Annotated in this window: 18 protein-coding genes; 8 read left to right on the forward strand and 10 right to left on the reverse strand. The window is 59.8% G+C overall.

From position 1 onward, the window contains the following. Positions 1 to 4: 4 nt before the first annotated feature. From AB1Z34_RS06075 to AB1Z34_RS06105, 7 genes are all read right to left on the reverse strand, one after another. Complete coding sequence (locus AB1Z34_RS06075; protein WP_367158059.1) at positions 5 to 1,033, reverse strand: PhoH family protein; 1,029 nt, start codon at positions 1,031 to 1,033, stop codon at positions 5 to 7. Positions 1,034 to 1,045: 12 nt separating this feature from the next. Beyond that, positions 1,046 to 1,825, reverse strand: coding sequence for a 16S rRNA (uracil(1498)-N(3))-methyltransferase (locus AB1Z34_RS06080; protein ID WP_367158060.1), 780 nt, complete (start codon positions 1,823 to 1,825; stop codon positions 1,046 to 1,048). Between the two features lie 43 nt (positions 1,826 to 1,868). Then, the gene (gene dnaJ / locus AB1Z34_RS06085) at positions 1,869 to 2,999 is read right to left on the reverse strand and encodes a molecular chaperone DnaJ (RefSeq protein WP_070429161.1); all 1,131 of its coding nucleotides are present in this window, start codon (positions 2,997 to 2,999) and stop codon (positions 1,869 to 1,871) included. A gap of 2 nt (positions 3,000 to 3,001) precedes the next feature. Continuing rightward, positions 3,002 to 4,039, reverse strand: a complete 1,038-nt coding sequence (gene hrcA / locus AB1Z34_RS06090; RefSeq protein ID WP_016423119.1) for a heat-inducible transcriptional repressor HrcA — start codon at positions 4,037 to 4,039, stop codon at positions 3,002 to 3,004. Positions 4,040 to 4,048: 9 nt separating this feature from the next. Continuing rightward, complete coding sequence (hemW, locus tag AB1Z34_RS06095; protein ID WP_016423120.1) at positions 4,049 to 5,212, reverse strand: radical SAM family heme chaperone HemW; 1,164 nt, start codon at positions 5,210 to 5,212, stop codon at positions 4,049 to 4,051. Beyond that, positions 5,209 to 5,982 carry a hypothetical protein gene (locus AB1Z34_RS06100; protein WP_224783736.1) on the reverse strand — a complete coding sequence of 258 codons (774 nt, stop codon included), beginning with the start codon at positions 5,980 to 5,982 and terminating at the stop codon, positions 5,209 to 5,211. The genes hemW and AB1Z34_RS06100 overlap by 4 nt, the downstream gene beginning before the upstream one ends. 118 nt (positions 5,983 to 6,100) lie before the next feature. Then, entirely contained in the window at positions 6,101 to 7,933 is a 1,833-nt protein-coding gene (locus AB1Z34_RS06105) for a long-chain fatty acid--CoA ligase (protein WP_016423122.1), read from the reverse strand. Between the two features lie 154 nt (positions 7,934 to 8,087). Between AB1Z34_RS06105 and malQ the strand changes: the two genes are divergently transcribed. Then, a complete protein-coding gene (gene malQ, locus AB1Z34_RS06110; protein WP_367158061.1) occupies positions 8,088 to 10,319 on the forward strand; it encodes a 4-alpha-glucanotransferase in 2,232 nt (743 codons plus the stop codon). Between the two features lie 348 nt (positions 10,320 to 10,667). Here malQ and AB1Z34_RS06115 read toward each other — a convergent pair whose 3' ends face one another. Both AB1Z34_RS06115 and AB1Z34_RS06120 read right to left on the reverse strand, forming a co-directional pair. After that, the gene (locus AB1Z34_RS06115) at positions 10,668 to 10,883 is read right to left on the reverse strand and encodes a hypothetical protein (RefSeq protein WP_367158062.1); all 216 of its coding nucleotides are present in this window, start codon (positions 10,881 to 10,883) and stop codon (positions 10,668 to 10,670) included. A gap of 75 nt (positions 10,884 to 10,958) precedes the next feature. Next, positions 10,959 to 13,013, reverse strand: a complete 2,055-nt coding sequence (locus tag AB1Z34_RS06120) for a M3 family metallopeptidase (protein ID WP_367158063.1) — start codon at positions 13,011 to 13,013, stop codon at positions 10,959 to 10,961. Positions 13,014 to 13,121: 108 nt separating this feature from the next. Between AB1Z34_RS06120 and AB1Z34_RS06125 the strand changes: the two genes are divergently transcribed. From AB1Z34_RS06125 to AB1Z34_RS06150, 6 genes are all read left to right on the forward strand, one after another. Continuing rightward, positions 13,122 to 14,396, forward strand: a complete 1,275-nt coding sequence (locus AB1Z34_RS06125) for a carboxylesterase family protein (protein ID WP_367158064.1) — start codon at positions 13,122 to 13,124, stop codon at positions 14,394 to 14,396. Positions 14,397 to 14,627: 231 nt separating this feature from the next. Beyond that, positions 14,628 to 15,116, forward strand: coding sequence for a PH domain-containing protein (locus AB1Z34_RS06130; RefSeq protein ID WP_048732721.1), 489 nt, complete (start codon positions 14,628 to 14,630; stop codon positions 15,114 to 15,116). A 60-nt stretch (positions 15,117 to 15,176) separates the two neighbouring features. Further along, on the forward strand, positions 15,177 to 16,496 hold the full coding sequence (locus AB1Z34_RS06135; RefSeq protein WP_069359244.1) for a PH domain-containing protein: 1,320 nt from the start codon (positions 15,177 to 15,179) through the stop codon (positions 16,494 to 16,496). Between the two features lie 108 nt (positions 16,497 to 16,604). Next, positions 16,605 to 18,416, forward strand: a complete 1,812-nt coding sequence (treS, locus tag AB1Z34_RS06140) for a maltose alpha-D-glucosyltransferase (RefSeq protein WP_367158065.1) — start codon at positions 16,605 to 16,607, stop codon at positions 18,414 to 18,416. A gap of 32 nt (positions 18,417 to 18,448) precedes the next feature. Next, a complete protein-coding gene (locus AB1Z34_RS06145; protein WP_367158066.1) occupies positions 18,449 to 19,801 on the forward strand; it encodes a hypothetical protein in 1,353 nt (450 codons plus the stop codon). 59 nt (positions 19,802 to 19,860) lie between these two features. Further along, the gene (locus AB1Z34_RS06150; protein ID WP_367158067.1) at positions 19,861 to 21,777 is read left to right on the forward strand and encodes an ABC transporter ATP-binding protein; all 1,917 of its coding nucleotides are present in this window, start codon (positions 19,861 to 19,863) and stop codon (positions 21,775 to 21,777) included. A gap of 55 nt (positions 21,778 to 21,832) precedes the next feature. Here the strand turns inward: AB1Z34_RS06150 and AB1Z34_RS06155 are convergent, their stop codons facing one another. Beyond that, positions 21,833 to 22,792: a diacylglycerol kinase gene (locus tag AB1Z34_RS06155; protein WP_367158068.1), complete on the reverse strand. Its 960-nt coding sequence runs from the start codon at positions 22,790 to 22,792 to the stop codon at positions 21,833 to 21,835. A 224-nt stretch (positions 22,793 to 23,016) separates the two neighbouring features. Between AB1Z34_RS06155 and AB1Z34_RS06160 the strand changes: the two genes are divergently transcribed. Next, on the forward strand, positions 23,017 to 24,711 hold the full coding sequence (locus tag AB1Z34_RS06160) for an FAD-binding oxidoreductase (protein ID WP_367158069.1): 1,695 nt from the start codon (positions 23,017 to 23,019) through the stop codon (positions 24,709 to 24,711). The last annotated feature ends 346 nt before the right edge of the window (positions 24,712 to 25,057 follow it).

Genomic DNA, 25,057 nt, shown 5'->3' on the forward strand with positions numbered 1-25,057 from the left:
TCCTTTATCGCTTTGTGGCGGACTGTCGCTTTTGTGGGGACTCGGCGCCCTGTTCAATACCTTCGTTATAGGCATCGTAGTCATCGTAGGCCTCGACAATTGCGGTTACCAGCGGGTTGCGCACCACATCCGCAGCCGCCAGCGCCGGAAAAGCGATTCCCGGCACACCGCGGAGCACCTCACGGGCGACAGCTAGACCGGACTTCTGCCCCCGAGGCAGGTCGACCTGGCTGGCGTCACCGGTGATGACCATCTTCGAACCGAAGCCCAGGCGGGTGAGGAACATTTTCATCTGCGCCGGAGTAGTGTTCTGTGCTTCGTCGAGAATGATGAACGCATTGTTCAAGGTACGACCGCGCATGTACGCCAGCGGTGCGACCTCCACTACCCCAGTTTCCATCAGCTTTGGAATCAGCTCTGGCTCAAGCATTTCGCGCATCGCATCGTGCAATGGGCGCAGGTAGGGGTCAATCTTCTCGTGCAGAGTACCCGGCAGGAAGCCCAGGTTCTCACCCGCCTCCACTGCGGGGCGAGTCAGAATAATGCGTTCTACCTGCTTATTCTTCAGTGCAGCAACCGCCTTGGCCATGGCCAAGAAGGTCTTGCCCGTACCGGCGGGGCCGATACCGAAAACAACGTTATAGCGGTCGATGGCATCGACGTAGTTCTTTTGCCCCTCGGTCTTGGGACGCACGGTCTTGCCACGATGCGTCACGATGCCGCCACCGAGCACCTCGCTGGCGGACTTCTCACCGCGATCCACAATGCCCACCGCGTGCCGCACCGACTCCGGGGAGAGCTCATGCCCACGACGGGCCATTGCCTCTAGCTCCTTGAAAGCGCGGACAGCCAACGAAACATCCGCCGGAGCACCCTTGATTGTCACAATTCCGCCGCGGACATGAATATCCGCTGCCAGCAGAGATTCCAGCAGACGTAGGTTCTGGTCTGCATGACCGACCACGATCGGCGCGAGATTGTCATCGAGCTCGACGACAGCAGTGGTACGAGCAGTTACTGAATACTTTGTCATTATGCGTCTATCCTACTGACCAGGCGTGGGTGCGCCGCCCCAGCGCTTTGTCAACGGGCCCAGTGCGCAAAGAGCAGCAGCTCCCGCGAGGGCGCTGCGGAGAACTGTCGGGCCGAGTACTACCGAGCTCGCACCTGCGGCACGGAAGGCCTCGAGTTCCCCAGGGCTGACTCCCCCTTCTGGGCCGACGATGAAAAGAACCTTGTCAGCATTTGCTGCCTGCGCGGCAAAGTCCACGAACGGAGCTGTTTCCTCCTCGTGTAAAACTGCTGCCACACCACCTGCTGACGTGGTTTCCCGGATGAGTTGCTCAATATCAGCGGAGCTATGCAGGTCAGCGACCGGCGGAATCCATGCACGACGAGCCTGCTTGGCTGCCTCGCGCGCAGCCGACTGCCACTTGGCGCGGGCTTTCGTGACCTTCGCGGTACCCTGCCATCGGGCCACACAATTCACGGCCGCCCAGGGGATAATCTCATCGACCCCGGCCTCGGTCATCAAATCGACCGCAAGCTCAGCACGATCCGACTTCGGCAGCGCCTGCACCACAGTGACGTGCGGGCGCGGACGTGGACGTTCCTCAGCGGCAACCACACGAACGTGAACCTCACGCGGATCTACGTGCATGAGCTGTGCCCGCACCACCTTGTCCGCACCATTGGCAAGAAGAAGCTCCGAGCCCTCCTTCAGCCTGCGAACGCTGATGTGTTTTGCCTCCGACCCGAGGATTCGAATGATTTCTTCCGGGCGCGGCAGCTCGGTGAACTCACCGAGGAATACGGGCAAACTCATGCGTGTTTCACACTCACTGGAGGGGGGCTTTGGGGTGGCTGTTTTAACGGCGACGGAAACGGGAGAAGAAACCGTTGCGCTCACTCGAGTCTGACACCTTGGCATCATCATCGCGGTGCTCGCGTAGCTTCTCCAGCAGCTCGCGGGACTTGCGGTCCAGCTTCGTCGGCACCGTGACATCGACGTGTGCGACCACGTCGCCGTTGCCCTCGCCGCGCAGATGCGGCATGCCCTTACCCGACAGACGAATCTGCTCTGCCGGCTGGGTGCCCGAATCAACCTTGATGGTCATTGGTTCGCCGAGCAGGTCGTCGACCTCAAACTCGGTACCAAGTGCGGCATCAGCCATGGGCACCTGCACGTTAAAGTGCAGATCATCGCCCTCACGCTCGAATACAGGGTGCGGGTCCATGGCAACTTCCACGTAGAGGTCACCCGCCGGGCCACCGCCCGGACCGACCTCGCCCTGCCCTGCCATGCGAATACGCATGCCATCAGAGATACCTGCCGGAACGTTGACCGTCAGATCACGGCGAGCACGGACGCGGCCATCGCCACCGCAGTTGTTACACGGATCGGGGATGATCTCGCCGGTGCCCTCACAAGTCGGGCACGGCCGCGAGGTCATCACATTGCCCAGGAAGGAACGCTGGACCTGCTGAATCTCGCCAGTGCCATCACAGCTGGTACACATCTTCGGCTTGGATTTGGACTTCGAGCCAGTTCCCTCGCACTGCTCACACAGCACCGCGGTGTCCACCGTGATGGGCTTGCGGACACCGGTGAATGCCTCATCGAGGCCCAGCGAAATACGCAGCAGCGCATCTGCACCTGGCTGTACACGCGAGCGGCGCTGGCGGGTACCGCCGGCACCGCCGAAGAATGCTTCGAAGATATCGCCGACTCCGCCGCCACCGAAACCGCCGAAACCTCCGCCTGGCATACCGCCCTGCGGATTGAGAGGATCTCCTCCCATATCCACAATCCGGCGCTTTTCAGGATCCAGCAGGACCTCGTTCGCCTCAGATGCCTCACGGAACTTCTCCGCAGCTTCTTCATCACCCGGATTACGGTCTGGGTGGTACTTGAGCGCCAGCTTTCGGTACGCCTTCTTAATCTCAGCGTCCGTAGCGTCCTTCTCCACTCCGAGGATGCCGTAATAGTCGCGTGCCAACTTTAGCTACTTCCTTTCAATACCCGGCCAACGTACTGTGCAACAGCAGCAACCGAGGAAATTGTTCCCGGATAATCCATAAATGTGGGGCCAACTACGCCCATGCCACCCAAAATTTCGGTGCCGGTGCCATAGCCAGTTGAAACAACTGAGGTAGCGCGCAGCTCCTCGTCCTCGTTTTCCTCACCGATGGAAACGCGAACGTGGTGCAAATCCTGCGCGGCCGACAGCAGTTTCAGCACGACCACCTGTTCTTCGAGAGCTTCAAGAACCATGGGCAACGTAGAAGGTAAGCGACCGGCCATATTACCACGGGTCAAATTCGATGCCCCGGCCAGGATGAGTCTGTCATTCGGCTTCTCAATCAACGACTCCACCAGCACCGTCGAGCAGCGAATAAGCACATCCCGCAAATCACGCGGGGCGTTAGCCGCAAGATCGGAAATCGCAATCGACGCGTCGGCAAGCGTGTGCCCCGACATTGCACGGTTGAAATGCTCACGCAAGAGCGGCACGAGATCGGGATCCATCGGTGCTGGCAGCTCAACATTGCGCTGCTCCACGCGCCCGGTGTCAGTGATGACTACCAGCAACAATCGCGCGTCGGCGAGCTGGACAACCTCGCAGTGCCGGACGCGGGAGACCTCCAGCGTCGGTACCTGCACCACTGCGACCTGACGGGTTAGCTGGGCCAGCAGCTGCACACTGCGACGCAGAACGTCCTCCAAATCGACGCCGCCTTCGAGGAACTCGAGGATAGCTCGGCGCTCAGCCCGGGACAGCGGCTTAATCTGCGAAAGATTGTCCACAAAAAGGCGGTAGCCCTTCTCAGTCGGGATACGCCCGGACGATGCATGTTCCTGCTGGATATAGCCCTCGGCCTCCAGCACCGCCATGTCATTTCTAATGGTCGCCGAGGACACACCCAGATTGTGGCGCTCCACCAGAGCCTTCGAGCCGACTGGCTCCTGGGAAGCTACGTAATCCGAGACAATTGCCCGAAGAACTTCCTGCCTGCGCTTATCCGTCTGAGATGACATGCGGATAGTTTAACTAAGGATGTCAACAATTATTGCGTCGGCCAGCAAACGACCGCGATTGGTCAGCTGAATCCGCTGGCCACAATCGACGGAAACAAACTCCACCATGCCCGCTTCCGCTTGCCGACGTGCCTTGCCCAGCTCATCCTCTCCGAGCAGATTGGCATCGATACCCTCGGCCAAGCGGAGGCCCAGCATAATCTTCTCAGTGTGCCGATTCTCGGCCGTTAGCCCTTCTGAATCCTTAATCGGCAACTCTCCGCCGGAAATGGTCGCCGCGTAGCGAGCCGGATGCTTGACGTTGTAAAACCTCGTGCCATCCAGATGCGAATGGGCACCGGGGCCCGCACCCCACCAATTTCCATCGCGCCAGTAGAGCATATTGTGACGACATTGGCCGCCCGGTTTCGCCCAGTTGGACACCTCGTACCAGGAGAAACCGGCTTGACTCAGTGCGGCATCGATGCGCTCGTAGCGGTCGGCGAGATCGTCGTCGTCAGGCATCGGCAGCTCACCGCGACGAACCTTACGCGCCATCGCGGTACCCGGTTCGACGATCAGCGAGTACGCCGAAACATGATCGACCTCCGTGGCCAGGACCGCCTCCAACGTCGTATCGAGATCCGCCATCGACTCCCCTGGCGTGCCATAGATAACGTCGAGGTTGATGTGCTCAAAACCGGCAGCGCGTGCCTCCGCCACTGCCGCCGCAGGACGCCCCGGCGTGTGCGTACGATCCAGAGTGGCCAGCACATGCGGCACAGCCGACTGCATGCCCAGACTCACCCGGGTAAACCCTGCCTCGGCCAGGCCTTCGAAAAACTCCGGGGAGGTCGACTCGGGATTCGACTCGGTGGTGACCTCAGCGTCGTCAGCAAGCCCAAAGCTGTTGCGCACACCGTCGAGCAGACGACGAAGACCACTCGCCCCCAACATCGACGGCGTACCCCCGCCGACGAATACGGTATCGGCGCCACGCGCTAGTTCGGGGTGCTTTACGACGGCCATCTCGAGCTCAGCCACGATGGCATCGAGGTAGTCTCCCTGCGTTGCGCCACTGCCCAGCTGACCTGGCGTGTACGTGTTGAAATCACAGTAGCCACAACGGGTGGCACAGAATGGGACGTGTAAGTAGACACCGAAGGAATCGGTGTGTGCGGAGGCTTCGCTCACGCATGCTCCTTGGCTCGACGTTGCTTGACGCGGCGGACAATTTCATCGATGCGGGCACGTTCCATCAGGAACTCCGGAGGCCTACGGCCGCGCAGCGCATTGGCAACTGCCGGATGAGTCTCGGGAACAGCAACACACCAAGCGGCGGCAGCGGACAGTGCTCGGCGGCCAGACTGCGCGTAAAGCTGCGGAAGCACCACACTACCGAGCTTCTCCACGCCTCGGATGTTTTCGGCGGAAACCCAGTCGGCGAGTTCCTCCAGGTAAGAAGCCACGGCATCGGAGCGAGCAATCATTGCCTGCGTGACCGTAGGGACTGCAACCGGATGCTTCAAAGGAGCCGGAATGAGCGACAGTGACTGCACATCCGGAGACTTCGGTGCCGGATGCGGGTGTCGACGCGGTGTCGAAGCGGAGGAAAGAGTACCGATGCGCCCCGAGCGAATGCCGGAGGTAAACGCTTGGCGTAGACCATCAAGTTCACCAATCAGAGGGCGGCAGTCCTCAACGGCCTCGTCGACGATGTCAGCGAGCTCGAGAACACATTCGTCCACCAGCTCACGATCTACATCAGCAACCGCCTGAGCGAGGTGCTCGATGTGTTCGGCAACTTCGTCACCAATGTCGTAGAGCTCTTGGGTCACTTCGCGCAGGCGTAGCCGAGCATCGAAGTGGTTAATCATTGCCCGCCCTCCCACGACATCTTCGGTGTCGGTGACATCATTGCAGTTTTCTGCTTCCGAGTACCGACGAACATTGACGAATGCCAACTTTCGAAAACTGAAAACTCCTTAAAAATTTCTAGCGCCCCTCACCTTAATGGGGTGAGGGGCGCTAGCGCGGTAACAACACGCTGCCGTTTTCTATCGACGGCTGACAGAACGTGAATTAACGCTGGTAGAGAGCCTCAATGTCACGCGAGTAGTTGTCCATGACAATGTTGCGCTTGACCTTCATGGTCGGGGTCAGCTCGCCGCTTTCCTCGGTGAAGTCACTGTCCAGAATATGAAACTTCTTAATAGCCTCTGCGTGAGAAACCAGCTCGTTAGCGGAGTTGACGGCGTCCTGAATCTCGGCGCGCAAAACTGCGCTGGAGGCAGCGAGTTCACGGATCGAGGTGTGCTCGGGGACGGAGTGCTCAATCTTCCACTTCTCCAGTGCCTCCTCATCGAGAGTGACCAACACGGAGACGAACGGACGACCATCGCCGATGACGACTGCCTGGGACACCAGCGGGTGCGCACGCATGCGGTCTTCCATCGGACCCGGCGCGACATTCTTACCACCTGCGGTGACAATGAGGTCCTTCTTGCGGCCGGTGATCTTCAGGTGGCCTTCTTCGGTCAGCTCACCGAGGTCACCAGTCTTAAACCATTCGCCGTCGATGAAGGCTTCCTTGGTAGCCTCTTCGTTCTTCCAGTAGCGGTCGAACACAACCGGACCACGCAGCAGAACTTCGCCGTCATCAGCGATAGCGGCGGAACAGCCACCGACCGGACGACCGACGGTACCAATGATTTGCTCGCTCGGGTTGTTCACGGTGACGGCAGCCGTGGACTCAGTCAGACCGTAGCCTTCGTAGACAGGCACACCGAGACCACGGAAGAAGTGCCCGAGGTCAGAGGACAGAGCCGAACCACCGGAAATGGTGTACTGCACGGCCTCACCCATAGCTGCGCGAATTTTCGAGAACAGCAGGCGATCGTAGAGCTGGCGACGCAGCTTCAAGACACGCGACGGACCTGCCGGAGTATCCAGCGCCTTGGAGTACTCGATGGCGGTGGCCTCAGCACGCTCGAACATGGCCAGACCGAATGCGCCCTTCTCCTTAGCGGAGGCGTAGGCGGAGTCACGAACCTTCTCGAACACGCGCGGCACACCGAGAATCATGTGCGGACGGGAACGCTGGAACTCCAGGGTGACGGTCTTGGTATCAGCCCAGTGAGACTGGGTAGCACCGGAAATCATCGAAGCCAGGGACACTGCGTGAGCCAACACGTGCGCCAACGGCAGGAAGGTCAGAATGCGGTTCCCCGGACGGGCAATCAGGCCAATCTCGTTGGTGAGGATGGCGCGGGCCTCCGCCAGCCAGTTGCTGTGCAGGAGCACGCAGCCCTTCGGACGACCAGTGGTACCGGAGGTATAGATCACGGTTGCCAGGTCGTCGGCCTTGGTGTCCTTGATGCGGCGCTCGACCTCGTCGCCGTCAATGTCACGGCCTTCGTAGCTAATGGTGTCAGTAGCGGAAGCGTTAATCTCCAGTACACGACGCAGCTGAGACTCGCCCTCCGGGTTCTCGGTGCCCTTTTCGACCAGCAGAGGCTTCATGCGGTCGGTGTGCTCACGCGACTCGGTAAATGCGAAAACAGCACCGGAGTTTTCAATAATCCAACGAATCTGGCCAGACGAAGAAGAGCCGTAAATCGGGACAACAGCAGCGCCTGCCATCCAGATAGCGGTATTGATCAGGTTCCACTCGTAGCGAGTCTCACTGAGCAGCGCTACGCGGTCGCCCGGCTGAACACCGTTGGCAATTAGCCCCTTAGCGACGCCCTTTGCCTCGTCATAGAACTCCTGAGCAGTGACATTTACCCACTCAAAGTTCTTGGGGCGAGTGAAAAGCACCAGCTTCGGGCGCTTCTGCACCAGCTCCTGCAGCGAGGTAATAATCGTTTCGTCCTCGCCGATGACGTATTTCGCCTCGGTAGTATATTCACGCATCGAGTTACAAACCCCTACTTTCGGTAGTTCTGTCCGTCGTTGGTTTCGTTAGGAATCAACTTAGAACATCAAACCCTGCGCCGTTGTGATTTCAGTAAATATTTCGATAACGAAGTGATTTACCTTACTACTGGCAAAGTTTTTCTAAACTGGCATGATGGAAAGGGTGACACAGGCAGCTTCCAATCCTCCCCTTTCCTCTCCACTCGCCGACCTCGCTAAAGATGTCGGAGTTGGGGTTTCCTACTACTCCACCGAGGGCCAACTCGTGCACGTCTCTCGTGAGACAGTGCTAAAAACTCTCGCTGCTCTCGACATCGATCTGGGCCCAGATCCCAGCGATGCCGACATCAACGACGCCCGTCGTGAGTGGGCAGACACGCAGTGGTCTCGCCTTCTCCCGCCCGTGGTAGTTACCCGCCAGGGCATCTTCCACCGAGTTCTGGTTCACGTACCGCACGGCAGCAATGTCAGCGTGACTGTGAAACTGGAGGACGGCGCAGAATGGCCCTGCGCTCAGGTGCACCACTTGGTACCGCCACGCCAGGTCGGCGATGTGTTGATGGGTGAAGCCGCCTTCGCAATTCCAGAGGATCTGCCACTTGGTTGGCATCGCTTGCGCGCAGTCAACGATGACAACGTCGCTGAGTGCGATGTGGCCGTAACCCCCAACCGTCTCGCCACTGCCGACAAGTACGTGCAGAATCCTGCGCATGGTGTCATGGCACAGCTGTACTCGGTACGCTCCAGCCGCAGCTGGGGTATTGGCGATTTCGCTACCCTCGGCGACTTGGCACAGGTCAGTGCAGAGCACGCGGGCTCTGATTTCGTCCTCATCAATCCGTTGCACGCCGCAGAGCCACTGCCTCCGGTAGAAGACTCGCCGTACCTGCCCACCACGCGCCGCTATGTCAATCCGCTGTACGCGCGCCCAGAGCTTATCGACGAGTTCGGGTACCTGGACAAGGACGAGGCCGATGAAGCCCGTGCGCTAGCGAACTCTTTCCACCAGCTCAATCACAGCCCTGATGAGATTGACCGCAACCCCATCTACGCTGCAAAGCTCAAGGTATTGCGGGCAATTCACAAGATCCCCCTGTCCAGCGCACGCCAGGCGGAATTTGACCGTTGGCTGGAGGCCGAGGGCCGTGGCATATACGACTACGCGTCGTGGTGCACCGAGCGCGAGCTCGCGGATCGCGCTGCTGCCCGCGATACTGCACGCGCTGCCACTTCCGATTCTGGTGCCGTAACCGAGAACGATATCGAGTTGGTTCCACCGTTGGGTAACCACGCCAGTGTCGAATCTCTGCGGGAGGAAATCTTCCAGTTCCACCTCTGGGTGCAGTGGATTCTCGATCAGCAGCTCGGCCAGGCACAAGAGGCAGCCCTGGATGCGGGTATGCGCATCGGCATCATGGCCGACCTTGCCGTCGGCGTGCACCCTGGCGGCGCGGATGCCGAGAACCTTGCGGATTGGCTCGCTCCTGCTATCTCTGTTGGCGCACCGCCAGACGGTTTTAACCAGCGCGGCCAAGACTGGTCGCAGCCGCCGTGGAACCCGCACAAGCTAGCCGAGGCCGGCTACCGCCCCTGGCGCGACATGCTGCGCACAATCCTTCGCCACGCAGGTGGCATTCGTGTTGACCACGTGCTGGGTATGTTCCGCCTCTGGGTCATGCCGCGGATGGAGTCCCCCGTCAATGGCACCTACCTGTACTTCGACCACGAGGCAATGGTCGGCATTCTCGCACTTGAGGCCGAGCTCGCTGGGGCCGTCGTCGTAGGCGAAGACCTGGGCACTTTCGAGCCGTGGGTGCAGGACTACCTGGCCTCGCGGGGCATCATGGGCACCTCGATCGTGTGGTTTGAATCCGAGGGCGACCAGCCGAAACCACCAAGCGCTTACCGCAGCCTGTGCCTGTCCTCCGTCACCACGCACGATCTGCCGCCGACGGCAGGCTACCTCGCAGGCGAGCACATCAAGCTACGGGAACGCCTGGGACTATTGCTTTCCGACGTCGCGGAGGAAGACCGCCGGGACTTCGAGTGGATTCGAAAGGTTTTGGGTGCGGCCAAGGAAGCCGGCTGCTTTGGTGACACGGCTGCGGCGGACATGGATGTTCATTCCCTTACCCGCGATAATCTGCCACCAATTGACGCACTGGTCACGGGGCTGCACCGCTTCCTCGACCAGACGCCATCCGCGCTGAAGTGTGAGGCCTTGGTGGACATGGTCGGCGATCGTCGTACTCAGAACCAGCCGGGCACGAGCCACGACCAGTACCCGAACTGGTGCATTCCGCTAACCGATGCCGAGGGCAAGGCCGTGCTTGTCGAGGACCTGCCTCGCTTCCCCCGGATTCAAGCGTTAATTGGTTCGTGAGCGACTAATCCCTCATTTTTGCTGTTCACCGATCTTTCAGGTTATATGCCCGGCACTAAAACCGAGGCTAAAACTGGAAATCGGTGACTGCACCAGCGATGAGGATGAGAAGAAGCAAAACGATTAGGGCAAGTAGGACCTTCGAGTGCCTCGACCGATGCATGCTAACTCAGCTCCCTACTGCGAAATATTTGCGAACTACCCAACTCTAGCCTGTTGGGCAAATTTCCTAATACTTTAAGACATACCTTAGGGCAGCGATAGCGACCCAACACTTAAAGGGGGATTGTCCCAGCTCAATTCATCGGGACTCCCGGTGAGCTATCCGCAAGGCCACTACCTCTTCGGCTAGCTCTCGCTGCCCGCTCCTCGACGCTCCTGCGAACGCTCCCGCCGATGCACCGACCTCTGCCACAGACGACCGCTGACAACATCGATTGCGCCAACGAGAACGAAAGCAACAAACCCTCCGACTACCAGCAGAACCACGCATAGCACGCTGACCTGCGCAAGCAGTGGCAATTGGATAAGCCACTGCCCTACTCTGTCGAATACTTCTGCCATGAGTGTCAACCTACCCTGCCGGTGACCGGAATAACCAGTGGGCGGCGGTCGCGGCGCTCGTCGTAAAGCGTGAAGCTAGGCATCAGTGCCCGACAGCCCGCGGCGTTCGAGGAGCGGCTGGATGTCCTTATCGCGACCTCGGAAGGCACGGTAGGCGGCCATGAAGTCGATGGCGCCACCACGGGAGAGAATCTCCTCGCGGAAGTGGCTGCCGCCGCTGATTGTGGCACCGCCGTTGTCGGTGAACCAACCGAAACCGTCCGCGTCGAGAACCTCTGCCCACAGGTAGGAGTAATAGCCCGCCGAGTAACCACCGGCGAAGATGTGGTTGAAGTAGCGGGAGCGGTAACGCGGAGCCAGGTGGGGAACGTCGAGGCCGAGTTCGGCAAGTGCTTCCGCTTCGAAGGCATCAACATCAGTGACCTGAGCTGCTTCCTCCTCGGTGAGGCTGTGCCAGGCCAGATCGATGGCGCACGCGGCGAGGTACTCAACCGTGGCGAATCCCTCACCAGCGGTGCGGGCCTTCTTCACCGACTCGACTAGCTCGGCCGGGATCGGCTCACCGGTACGAACGTGGACGGCGTAATTGGCCAGAATGGACGGTTCAAGCGCCCAGTTCTCGTTGATCTGGGAGGGGAATTCCACGAAGTCGCGCGGGACGTTAGTGCCCGAGAAGGTCGGGTATGTGACGTCGGAAAGCAGACCGTGGAGGGCGTGCCCGAACTCGTGGAAAGCAGTGGTGACCTCGTCGAGCGTCCGTAGCACCGGGGTGCCCGGTTCGGTTTCGGCGATGTTCATCACGTTGACCACGACTGGCAGGCGCCCCAGCAGACGGGACTGGTCCCTAAACGAGCTCATCCACGCACCACCGCGCTTGGTCGGACGCGAGAAGTAGTCCGTAATAATCAGGCCGATGGTCTCGCCTCCGCCCTGGCGTACCTCCCACACGGTCGTGCCCGGCGCGTATCCCTGCAGGTCCTCGCGCTTGACTACCTCGATGCCATAGAGCTTGCGGGCAGCGTAGAACACGCCGTCTTCGATAACACGGTGGAGCTCGAAGTAGTTCTTGAGTTCCTCCGTGTCGACTGCGAATTCTTCCGCTTTACGACGGCGCTCCCAGTATGGCCAGTCAGCGCCCGTGACCGTCTCATCGCCAGCCAGATCAGCGACCCGCTTGTACTCGCCTTCAGCATTCGCAATGGCAGCTGGCGCCAGGTCTGCAATGAGCTTCCGAGCAGCTTCTGCGGTGGTTGCCGTCTCCTTGGCAATGACGTAATCCGCATGCGTGTCGTAGCCGAGCAGCTTGGCACGGCGGGCACGCAGGCGTGCCATTTCCAGCACAATGTCGGAGTTGTCGAACTTGCCGGAGGCAGCACCCGCACGCCCCAGTGAGGCTTCGTAGAGCTTGGCGCGAGTAGCCGGATTATCCAGGTCAGCCAGCTGTGCCGGAGTTGACGGTAGGTCCAGCGGAATCAGCCACGGCGCATCGGTGTCGGCCTTTTTCGCGTAGGCGGCGAAGGACGCAATGGCGTCGTCGGAAAGCCCGGCGAGCTCCTCGCGGTCGTAGATTTCCACGGCGCGCGCAACGGTGTCCTTCAGCAGGTTTTCGCCGAAAGCCGTGGAAAGCTCAGAGAGGCGGGAATTGATGCGGCTGAGCTCGGCTTTGTCCTCGTCGCTGAGGTCCGCACCGGCGCGCTGGAAGTCTTCGCGGACTTTCTTCAGCAGCAGCTTCGCCTCTTCCGGGGTGGCGGCATCGTCAACGCTGTCAATGGCATTGATGCGCTGCCACAGGTCACTGCGCATGCGAATCTGATCCAGGTGTGCTGTGAGCTGCGGGGCGATCTCGGCTTCAATTTCCATGCGGACGTCGGTGGCGTCCGTCCCGGCAACGTTGAAGAAATAAGCAGCGACGCGGTCCAGATCTTGGCCCGCCTTCTCCATTGCCTCGATGGTGTTAACGAAGGTCGGAGCCTCCGACGACGTGGCGATGGCGTCAATCTCGCGCGCATGGCTGCGCATTGCTTCGCTAAAAGCCTCGCGGACGTGGCTGTCATCGATTGCCGCAAAATCTGGCAATTCGCAGAACAATTCCGACGGTGTCAACAGTGGATTTCGTGCATCATTGGTCATAGTGAATTCAACTGTAGCGTGCTCGAAAAACCAGAGTGCGCCTACCGTCTGAAACAGACTCCCCGCCCTTCTGGCAGGACCAACCGTGACGAGGAGGCGTTTTCCGCCATGACAGAGACGACTATTTCCGCTCCCTGCGGGAGGCTAACCGGCCGTATTCACGATGGCGCAATACAAGTTTTCAATATCGATTACGCAGATGCTGCTCCGTTCGCCGCGTCGGCACCGGTGGCAGACGGCCCACAGTCGGGCACTCGGCGCTGTGAACCCGAGCGCGAATTAGTTCTCACCGTCACCGCACCGGCTGAGCCCGCGGACGCCTCCTATCCGGTATTGCTGTGGATTCACGGTGGTAGCTACGAGTTTGGGCATCCCTCCGAACCCTGGACGGACGCGACGGCCTTCGCACAGGCGGGCATCGTCACCGTTTCGCTTGGATACCGCAAGGGCCTCGAGGGCTTCTGGCGTGACAGTGAAACAGAGACCTACCGGGCCATTGATGACCTGTATCTGGGGCTGCAGTGGGCTCGTCGTAACGCGCCTGCCTTCGGCGGCGATATCGACAACATCACTATCTCGGGGCAATCGGCGGGTGCGGCGCTGGCGCTCACTCTGGCTGCCGACGATCACACGCGCGGCCAGATCCAACGCACCATTGCCATGTCGCCGGCCTTCTCGCTGCTGTCGGGCTCGCGCCTCCGCCGCACGTTGGCCGACATCGGCGTGGGACGTGTGCCGTCCACCGACGTCTTTTCGCGTGCCGACGAACGCAGGGTCGCTCGGGCCCAGAAATTGGTGTCGGCATCCTCGCCTTCGGATCCGGCAATTGGGCCTCGCTTCGACAGCTTTGCTCCCACACTGCCGACGATGGTGACCGCCACCAGCGAAGAGTTCTTCTCAGAACCGCCGGTTGTGGCGATGGACAAGTTGCCCATGCGAGAGTGGATGGCTCGGCGCTACGCCAAGGGGCATCGCGGCCACGGCGAATTTCCGGCCACCGCCTATGCCGAGCGTCCGATGGGGAATGTCATTTCTGACTCAGCGATTCGCTCATACGCTGTTAAAGTCGCCGAACGGTCCGTGGCGGCTGAGCTGGATGTGTGGGCGGCACAGTTCGAACCGGGAGAAGGGTTGGGCTATGCACCTGCTGGCCGCACCAGTGGTGCTCCGCACTGCATCGACATTGCACGCTTCTTCGGTATGAAAGAACCCAACCATCCATTCCACCAAGTGGCGGTCGAGTTCATCCGCGAAGGCACCTCACACATGCCCCGCTACAACGACGACCGCAAGGTGACTACCTTTGCCGGCGCTGACGCCCAGGCAGTCGAGGGCATTGCTATCGATGCGTGGGCGGCTCCGCGCCAGCTCTTTGGTGCATAGGGAATAAGGCGGGTGAGGCTTGCGCTGGTTAGCGCTGTGCTGTTGTGCTCAACAACTGAGCCCAGCGACTTAAGCTGGCAAAGTCTGCATGTACCGATAAATCTCGACGCAGACCAAAATGGTGATCAGCGTGATAAGTACTGCTATGAGTTTCCTGCGATCCATAGCCACCGTTCTTACCGAAGCACCAGGCCAGACGCAAGCTTTACCCTCTGTGTTTAACTGTCAACGATGGAGCCACTTGATTTACTAGTCCCCGAGAATTCCGCGCTACAGCCAGTCGACCCCGCGCTAGCTAAGGTGAAGCGAATCGCGCACGCCGCTCCCCTGCTAGTTATCACGATTGCAGCCGTCGTCGCCGCTGTGATGTGGACTCCGTGGATGTGGTTGAGCACCCTCGCCTGCGTGCTCTACTTCGCATATATCTACTGGCTCATCGGTCGACGAGTTCGTGCCCACCGATACCTCGAAGAGGACAACGACTTCATTGTTGCGTCTGGACGCTGGTGGCGCTCGGTCACTGTCGTCCCTTACGGACGAATCCAGTTCATCGACATCGATGAAGGACCTCTCCTTCGACTATTCGGACTGGCAACGTTGAAGCTCAACACAGCATCGGCGAGCTCGGATGCAGCCGTCCACGGTTTGCCACGTGAAGAAGCGCTCGCCCTGCGCGCTCGTCTATCTCAGCGCGCCCACGACCGGATGGCGGGTCTCTAAATGAGGCATAGAGTTCATCCCCTATCTCCGCTGCTCAAAAGCTTTGCCACAATCGCTGCGGTGACTGCATTCGCAGTCGCGAATCAGTGGCAGTTGGCCGTTGCGGTCGTGACTCAGCTCTACGACTGGGCATGGCTCGGTCTCCTTGTCGGTACCGGTGCGGTCGCCATAATTATTGGTCTGATTGCATTTTTCTCGTGGCTATCCTGGCGGTATACGTTCTACGAACTCACCGACGATGAGGTTCGCTACGGCTCCGGATGGCTACTGCGTTCTCGACGCGCGGCACGGCTCGACCGCGTGCAGGCGGTGGATATCAACCAACCATTGTTGGCGCGCATTTTCGGGCTCGCCGAAATTGTCATTGAAACAGCCGGCGGCTCCGATTCGCACTTCACAATCAAATACCTCACTCCCCCGCAGTGCGAACAGTTCCGCGCCGACGTGTTGGGTGAGGTAGAAAAGCTGGACACCGAACTGGCACATTCGCTTTACGACGGCGACAGCCCCGCCGCTGCTCAAGACTCCAGCGCCCACATGTCCTCCCGCATGTCCGACGCGAAGACCATCTTTGGCCCGGTCAATGTCGGACGGCTGATTGCATCCGTGGCCATTGGACCCGGTCTTTTCGTCGGCATAGCTCTTATCCTCCTCGCCGTTGTCTCTGCGCTGTTCACCGACTTCATCGTGGAAATCCTCAGCGGAGTAACCATCACTACTCTGATTGTGATTGGCAGTTTCGCGCTCGGCCTTTTCGGAGTACTAAATCAGTCGTGGGATTTCACGCTGAAGGTGTCGTCGGAAAGCAGGCGTCTGGCGATTACCGCCGGACTGTTGTCGACGCGCGCTCAGACCATTCCGATCGATCGCATTCATGGCTTTAAAGTGGTGCAACCGCTCTGGTGGCGTCCGTGGAGGTGGTCCCGTGCGGATGTCTCCGTGGCGGGCTATGGCCTGGACAGTGCACAGTCGAACAACACACTGGTGCCAGTGGCGCCGACACCGGAGACGGACACGATTGTCGATTACCTGATGACTGAGATTGCGGGACCGGCCTCTACCGATGACCTGCTGGGCTCCTGGCAGACTCCACGCACGGCATGGTGGCTCAGCCCAATTGACTGGAAATTTCAAAAGGTGCAGGCCACGAAGCGGGGGCTGTTAGTGACCAAGGGTCGGTTCTGGCATACGCGGTTCATGGTCCCCTGGCAGCGCATCCAGGGGCATACACTAACCATTTCTCCGCTGAAGAAAGCGGCGGGAGTGGCGAACGTGCGGATCGACATGGTGCCGGGAGCGGTCACTCCGGTGGCAACGGAGTTGAAGTTGGATGATGCGTACCAGCTCGCTGCGTTAATTCAGGAACACAAGGCTGTTTAGAATGCTGTTTAATGAGGTCTCCCAGGACGGCCATCTCGCGCGGTCTTGTGGGATCTCGCAGGAAAACTCTCTCTGCAGGCTAGTGGCATAGTCATTACGCTGGGATGCATGACTATCGCCAAGGAAGATTACGAGTGGTACCGCAGCGCGGTGTTCTATGAGGTGCTCGTCCGGGCCTTCTTCGACTCCGACAACAACGGCTCCGGCGACCTCAAAGGGCTGACGGAGAAGCTCGATTATCTGCAATGGCTGGGCGTTGACTGCCTCTGGCTGCCGCCTTTCTACGACTCCCCGCTGCGCGACGGCGGTTACGATATCCGCGACTTCCGCGCCGTGCTCGACGAGTTTGGCACGGTCGAGGATTTTAAGGTGCTTCTCGACGAGGCCCATGCGCGCGGTATCCGCGTTATTACTGACCTGGTGATGAACCACACCTCCGATACCCATGAGTGGTTTCAGCAGTCGCGCACTGACCCCGATGGCCCCTACGGCGGCTTTTATGTCTGGACTGATGACCCGGACACTTACTCGGGCGCACGCATTATCTTTGTCGATACCGAGGATTCCAACTGGACCTATGACCCGGTGCGTGGCCAGTACTACTGGCACCGCTTCTTCTCCCACCAGCCGGATTTGAACTATGACAATCCGGCGGTGCAGGAAGCGATGCTCGATGTGCTGCGCTTCTGGTCCGATCTCGGCATCGATGGCTTCCGCCTCGACGCTGTTCCCTACCTCTTCGAACGCGAAGGTACTAACTGCGAGAATCTGCCCGAGACCCACGCTTTTCTGAAGCGCTGCCGCAAGGTCATGGATGAGGAATACCCGGGTCGCGTCCTGCTGGCGGAGGCCAACCAGTGGCCCTCCGATGTGGTGGAATACTTCGGCGACCCGGAGGTCGGTGGCGACGAATGCCACATGGCTTTCCACTTCCCACTCATGCCACGCATTTTCATGGCGGTGCGCAAGCAGTCCCGCTTCCCCATCTCGGAGATCCTGGAGTCCACGCCGGAGATTCCGTCTTCGGCTCAGTGGGGCATTTTCCTGCGCAACCACGATGAGCTGACGCTGGAAATGGTCACCGATGCCGAGCGCGACTACATGTACGCCGAGTATGCGCACGATCCGCGGATGAAGGCCAACATCGGCATTCGCCGTCGTCTAGCGCCACTGCTGCAAAATGACCGCACACAGCTCGAGCTTTTCAATGCCCTGCTACTCTCCCTGCCAGGTTCGCCGGTGCTCTACTACGGGGACGAAATTGGTATGGGCGACAACATTTGGCTCGGCGACCGCGATGGCGTGCGCACACCGATGCAGTGGTCGCCCGACCGCAACGCAGGGTTCTCCAAGGCCGACCCCGGTCGGCTCTATCTGCCGACCATTCAGGATGCGACCTATGGCTACCAGGCGGTCAATGTCGAAAACCAAGCGAGCTACTCCAACTCCCTGTTGAATTGGGTGCGTCGACTGATTCAGGTCCGCAAGCGCTATGAGGCTTTTGGCCTCGGTGACTTCCGCGAGCTGAATAGCGACACCGCCTCTGTTCTGACCTATCTGCGCACATACGGCGACGAAGTGCTGCTGTGCGTCAACAACCTGTCCTCTTACCCCGCGGCCGTCTCACTGGATCTGTCCGAGTTCGCCGGTGCCACCCCGGTAGAGCTCACGGGTTCGGTTCCCTTCCCCACAATTGGCACCGATTCCTACCAGATCACGCTTCCTGGCCACGGTTTCTACTGGTTCGAAATCCAGCTTCCACCTGAGACAAACCTCGAATCGAGCGCCCCCATGTCGGCACCGACAATCCCGGTTGCGCAGGCGATATCGGACGCGCCGGTGACGTCATCACGCGAGCACTCAGGCACCGCCGCCGATGCCGCAGCCGATGCCGTCACAAACGCCGATAATAAAGAGTGATCTTTTAAGTCCCGAAAGGCGAAAGAACTAAAATGACTATTCCCACCGCCGAATTCATTGCCGAAGAGCTGGCAGACACACTGGTCAAGATGCGCTTTTTCGCTGACAAGGTCTCTGACATCGACCACGTCGAGATCCTCGCGCTTGACCCCGTACTGCGCGACAATCCCGACAGTCCCGATGTCGATATCGCATTGGTGAGGGTGCACACCGCACATTCCGCACCGACCTATCAGCTGCCCATCGCTTGGGCGGAGGACGTCCCCGATGGCCACGAGCAGTCCCTGTTGGTTCGCGCCGAGGGCATCGTCGGCTACGACGCTCTGATCGATTCGGATGCCATCACAGCACTCGGCCAGAAGCTTTCCGACGAAGGCAAGCTCGGCAGCATGGAACTGCGACGTGTGCCGGGCTCTGAGCAGCTCCGACCGGAATCCGGCCGCCCCATGGGAGTCGAGCAGTCGAACACCTCGGTCATTTTCGACGACCGCGTGATGTGCAAGTTCTTCCGTCGCCTCTACCCCGGTACTAATGCCGATGTGGAGCTGCTGGCCGCACTGGCCCAGGCGGATTGCAAGTTCGTCCCCGAGCTCTACTCCTGGGTAGAGACCACCATTGGCGAAGACACCTACACCACCGCCATGCTGCAGGAATTCGCACCGAACTCGGTGGATGGCTGGGAGCTGGCTCTTGGCGCAGTGCGCGATGCCATCCGCGACAGTCAGACCCCGCTGGAAGATTTGGGCACCGACTTTACATCCGAAGCGCGTGCGCTCGGCGAAGCAGTGGCCTCGGTACACAGTAGCCTCGCTGCCGCTGTCGCGGTAAAGGAGCGTCTGACCGGTGCGGAGCTGGTAGCCCCACTGCGAGCTCGCCTGGACTTCGTCGCTGGCGTGGTGCCACAAATTGCTGAGGTCAAGGATAAGGCGCAGGCTATCTTCGATCGCGCAGAGGCTGCGGTTCCGGAAGGTGGTGCCGTCGTCCAGCGAATCCACGGTGATCTGCACTTGGGGCAGGTATTGCGCACGCCGAGCTCTTGGCGCTTGATTGACTTCGAGGGCGAGCCGTCGCGCCCGTGGGAGGAGCGTCGTCTGCCGGATCACCGCCTACGCGATGTCGCCGGCATGATTCGCTCCTTCGATTACGCCGCTCACTACCCGCTGCTGACCGGACGTGAAGACACCGAGGCGGCTACCGAGCGTGTTGAGCAGTGGGCTCGCCGCAATATCGATGCGTTCTTGGAGGGTTATGGCGATGCCAGTGACCCGACGCTACTGGAGGCCTTTGTACTGGATAAGGCCATCTACGAGTGCCTTTACGAAGCGCAGAACCGCCCCAACTGGCTGCCGCTTCCGCTTGGTGCTGTGCACTCGCTGTTAGGATAGGGCTTTTGTCGCAGTAATTTCATAGCGGGAGTGATCCTCCCGCAAGATAGAGGTCTTTCGTGCGTCTGCTCAGCAGAATCCTGTCCACTACACGAGTGCTCTGGCCTTTCTATATCGGGGTCATCATCTGTTCGCTGGCCACCGCCGCCGCGTCGTTGATTAGCCCCTTCCTCATCCGCGATGCCACCGACGCCATCGTCGGCGCGGTATCCAGCGATGAAGGCCTGAGCCAAGCGGCGATGTCCGACACCACTCGCACCGTAATCTGGCTGGTCATAGGGCTGTTGATCGCTGATTTGACGCAGACCATCGTGCATAACATCGGTGGTTACCTGGGCGATGTGATGACTGCGCGCATGCGCGAGATTCTGTCGACCCGCTACTACGCCAAGCTGCTGTCGCTACCGCAGCGGTACTTCGACAGTCAGGTCACCGGCACAATTATCGCCCGCCTGGAACGCTCGATTACCAATATCACGCAGTTCCTCCAGGCGTTTTCCAACAACTTCTTCCCGATGCTGTTGACCGTCGGCGCGGTACTGGGCATCACCGCCTGGCACTACTGGCCACTGGCAGTGCTGTTGATTATCGTTTTCCCGGTCTACACCCTGCTGACCGCGCTGACCTCGAAGCGCTGGCAGAAGATTGAAGCGAAAAAGAACGAACAAATCGATATCGCCGGTGGCCGTTTTGCTGAGGTCATCGGCCAAGTCAAGGTTGTCCGCTCCTTCACTGCGGAACTGCGCGAAATCGCTTTCTTTGGTTCCCGCTTCCGCCGCACCATCTCCCTGACCCGCGATCAGTCAACGTGGTGGCACCGCATGGATGCCCTTCGCGGGGGCATTTTGAACATCATCTTCGCAGGCATCTACCTGCTGCTTTTCCTGCGTACGCTGTCGGGAGAATTCTCCATCGGCACCATGGTCATGCTCATTCAGCTGATTAACATGGCGCGCCAACCAGTGACCATGATGAGCTTCCTGGTCGACGCTGCCCAGCGCGCAGTCGCCGGTTCGCGCGATTACTTCAAGGTCATGGAGCTTACTCCAGAGACCCGCACGCAGCCGGAGCTGCTCAGTGCAGCGACCGCGAATAACGGCGACTTCGACTCCGCGTCCGTTGGTTCCACCGCAGACGCAGAGTCCGTCGACAGCGCCCACCGTTCCTCCCTGGAACGCGCAGCCGAACAGGAGGCAATTGGCGCTCCCATTGTCGACTTCGACGCAGTGGATTTTGCCTACGAAGAGGACAAGACGGTGCTCTCCAATGTCAGCTTCCAGGCGTACTCGGGCCAGAAAATCGCCCTGGTCGGCGAGTCGGGTGGCGGCAAGTCCACCATCGTCAACTTGCTGCTCGGCTTCTACGCCCCGACCGCAGGCCGCTTGAGCGTGCTGGGGTCGGATGTCTCCGAGGTTTCCGGTTCCACTCTGCGTGCTGGCTCTGCCGTCGTGTTCCAGGACTCGTCACTATTCTCCGGCACGATTCGGGAAAACATCGCCTACGGCAAACCCAACGCCACCGACGAAGAAATCATTGCCGCCGCGAAGAAGGCCAACGCCGACGACTTCATCCGCAGCTTCGCCGAAGGCTACGACACCACTATCGGCGAGCGAGGTCTGAAGCTCTCGGGTGGCCAGAAGCAGCGCATCGCCATCGCGCGCGCTATTTTGAAGGACGCTCCCCTGCTCATCCTGGACGAAGCCACTTCGGCGCTAGACACCAAGGCCGAACGCGAAGTTCAGCGAGGCTTGGACAAGCTGATGGAGGGACGCACAACGGTTATCATCGCCCACCGCCTGTCCACAATTTCCGATGTGGACACCCTCGTGACGCTGCGTGACGGTCACGTCGACGAGGTGGGCGCACCCGCAGAATTGGCGCAGACTGACGGTATCTACGCCGAGTTGCTACGCCTGACGGCTTCGGCCTCGGCGGCGGATCGTCTGCGCCTGAAGAAATACGGCATCAAGGGGTAACGCGCCGTCGTCAAGCATGCAGGAAACGCTTGACGACGGGCACTCCTGCGCCCTTTTACGGACGGGGAACGATGTAGCGGCCAGCGCCCGGAACAATTTCGACGGTGACCGGCATCGGGAACATGAGGTCGCCGTCAGCGTAGGCGTTCATCTGGCGTGGCGGGCCGATGTATTCCACGTAAGCCTTCTTGGCGCGGTAGGTGCTGACCTCCCCGATTTTTTCAACGGTGCCGTCGAACACGGACTTGAAGGCCAGGGCGGCCTTGATGCGCCCGGCCTTGCCGATGACAGTGATATCCATCAGTCCGTCGGAGTGGTCTGCGGACGGGCAAATCTTCATACCACCGCCATAAGAACGGGTGTTACCGAAGGCGGCCAGCGTGATTGGATCTTCGAGAACCCGATTGTCATCGAGCGTGATGCGGAATGGCAGCGAGTGGAAAGCCAAGAACTCGCGGACGATGGCCAGGTTGTAGCGGTTACGGCCATGCGGCCAGGTCATCTGATTGACGCGGTCGGAGACAATCGAGTCGAAGCCGGCACACATGATAGTGCCGAACCAGCGCTGCTCCCCTGCCTCATTGGTGATGCGGCCGAGGTCAGTGGTCGTCCAGAAGCCATCGGCGATAACGTGAGCGGCATCGCGAGCATTGCCACGCGGCAGATTGTATTCGCGACCGTGGTCGTTTCCGGTGCCGGCCGGGATAATACCGAGGGGGATGCCGGTCTGTGCCTGCTCCTGCAGTGCGAGGTTAATCATGCCGTCGCCACCACAGACTGCCAGGGCATCAATTCGGCCGTCGGCGATGACCTCACGAATGAGCTTGCGGGCGTCGTCGGGGTTAGCACCTTGGAGAGCGATGACATCGATGCCGCGATCCGCGAACACCCAGCTCGCCCGGGCGGACGCAATCTGCGAGGCGCCATGACCCGCGTGGGGGTTAGTGACCAGAGCAAGGGTTCGAATCTCAGTTGTTCCCAGCGGGTAGTTGAGATCCTTGTCGTTAGCGTTCATCGAAGAAATACCTACTTTTACGTGGGCTTTTGACCGGTCAATACTGGCCTTTATGGGAGTGCGTTAATGCATCTAACTAAAGCTTACCAAGATTGATTGACATTTTTTGAGAAAACGTAACGTAATACCGCTATAATAAAAGATGTAAAGATGTGCTTCCGCGCAAGTTACATATAATTCCGCAGTTCAGACTCGCAGCACCGATGCCCAAGGAGAAGCTCAGGATGTCTAACAAGCTCACGATTCCGTACCGCATGCGCTGGTGGGGCTGGGGTGTTGACGGCAACGACAAGCCAATCACCACGGCCAGCGAGAAGCTACTGCAGCGCGAAATCGGCATGTCGCTGGACGCAAACAACCCGCCGCGCAACATCGCCGACGTCACCATCCCCAATAGTCGCCTCAGCACCGAAGACATCGAAGCCCTGGGCGCTGTTGTCGGCGCGGATGCCGTCGCCACCGACCACGACACCCGCGTCAAGCACGCGGTCGGACGCTCCTACCCCGACCTGGTTCGCCTTCGCGCAGCCAAGCTCGATGTCGCCCCAGATGCTGTAGTGCTACCGAAAACTGAAAAGCATATCGAGGACCTGTTCAAGGTATGCGCTGAGCGCAAGATTGCAGTCGTCCCCTTTGGCGGTGGCACCTCGGTCGTCGGCGGTGTGGAGGCTGTTGACGGAGGCATGGGTAAGGCCATCGCAGTGTCCATGACCGCCTTTAACAAGATCATCGACATCGACAAAGTCGCTGGCACTGTCACCGCCCAGACCGGCGTTTTCGGCCCCGACCTGGAAAAGGAGCTGTCCAAGGCCGGCTTCACCGCTGGTCACTTCCCGCAGTCCTTCGAGTATTCCACTGTCGGCGGTTGGGTTTCCTGCCGCTCGGCAGGCCAGGAATCCTCTGGTTACGGTCGTATCGACCGCAACGTGATTGGCATGCGCGTCGTCACGCCAGCCGGCACCATGGAATTCCGCGACATGCCGTCGTCAGCATCCGGCCCGAACCCGCGTGAGCTTTTCCTGGGCTCGGAGGGCACCCTCGGCATCATCACGCATGTGACGATTGCCCTGAATCAGCGTCCACAAAAGGAGATGCTCTTCGACACCTACTTCTTCAACTCCTTTGAGGAAGCCGCCGAGGAGCTGCGTAAGCTGGAGCAGAGCGGCAATATCCCGCACCTAGCGCGCATCTCCGACGAGAAGGAGACGCTGTTCGGCCTCACTCAGCTTGGCTCTGCCAGCATGTCCGAGAAGGTCACAAAGTACCTGAAGCTACGTGGCATCGACACTCCGTGCATGGTGATTTTTGGCTTCGCACAGACTGATCCGGTCGGCGCCCGCGTCACCCGTGAGCGCCTGGCCGCCCGCCTGCTGACCAAGAAGTGCGTCCGCATGGGCTCCATCCCGGGCATGGCTTGGGTTAACCACCGCTTCTCCTCGCCGTACCTGCGCGATGTCATGATGACTCGCCGCGTCGGCGTCGACACCCTGGAGACCGCCACCACCTGGGATAACGCCGCTACACTGCGCCGCGAAATCGCCTCCGCAATGGAAGCCGCTGGCGAGAAGCACGGCACCCCGGTGTACGTCTTCTGCCACATCTCGCACATGTACGAATCCGGCTGCTCGCTGTACTTCACGTACTTCTTCCGCGAGACCGAGGGCGAGATCCTCCAGCAGTGGATGGACATCAAGACTGCGGCATCAGAGGCCATGATGAACTTCGGCGGCACCATCACGCACCACCATGGCATTGGCCAGGATCACAGCCCGCAGTACTACGAGGAGAACACCGAGTTGTTCGCCAAGGTCATGCGCGCAATTAAGGACGAACTCGACCCGGCTGGCATCCTCAACCCGGGCAAGTTGGCTACCGGTCCGCGCTCCCTGGAAGAGCGTTACGACGGCAACACGATTTAACCCTGTTGCTGTCGGCTTCGGCTAGCGAGCTAGACTAACCAGTTCGCTAGCGTAGATTTCCGGTGACGTCGGGCCGTCATAAATAAACAGTGAAACGTAATCGTCAAGGGTAAAAGATTCAAGTGCTGCGGTCATTGTCGCTGTCGCTTCTTCCTGGGATTCCAAGCGAAGATGCCCGGATAGTGGGATGGTCGGCTCAATCGGTGCGATTTCGTCCGTGCGACCGCAAACAGCGTGGCGTTTTAAATACCTAAGCGTGCTTTTCTAGTTACGACCTGTCTGGGGTGGCACGGACTGGAGACAGCAGCAACACATCTGCAGCGATGGTGCAATAGCAGCGAAAGCT

Origin of the sequence: Corynebacterium sp. 045007, from assembly GCF_040743205.1 — a bacterium.
GTDB classification, from domain to species: domain Bacteria; phylum Actinomycetota; class Actinomycetes; order Mycobacteriales; family Mycobacteriaceae; genus Corynebacterium; species Corynebacterium jeikeium_D.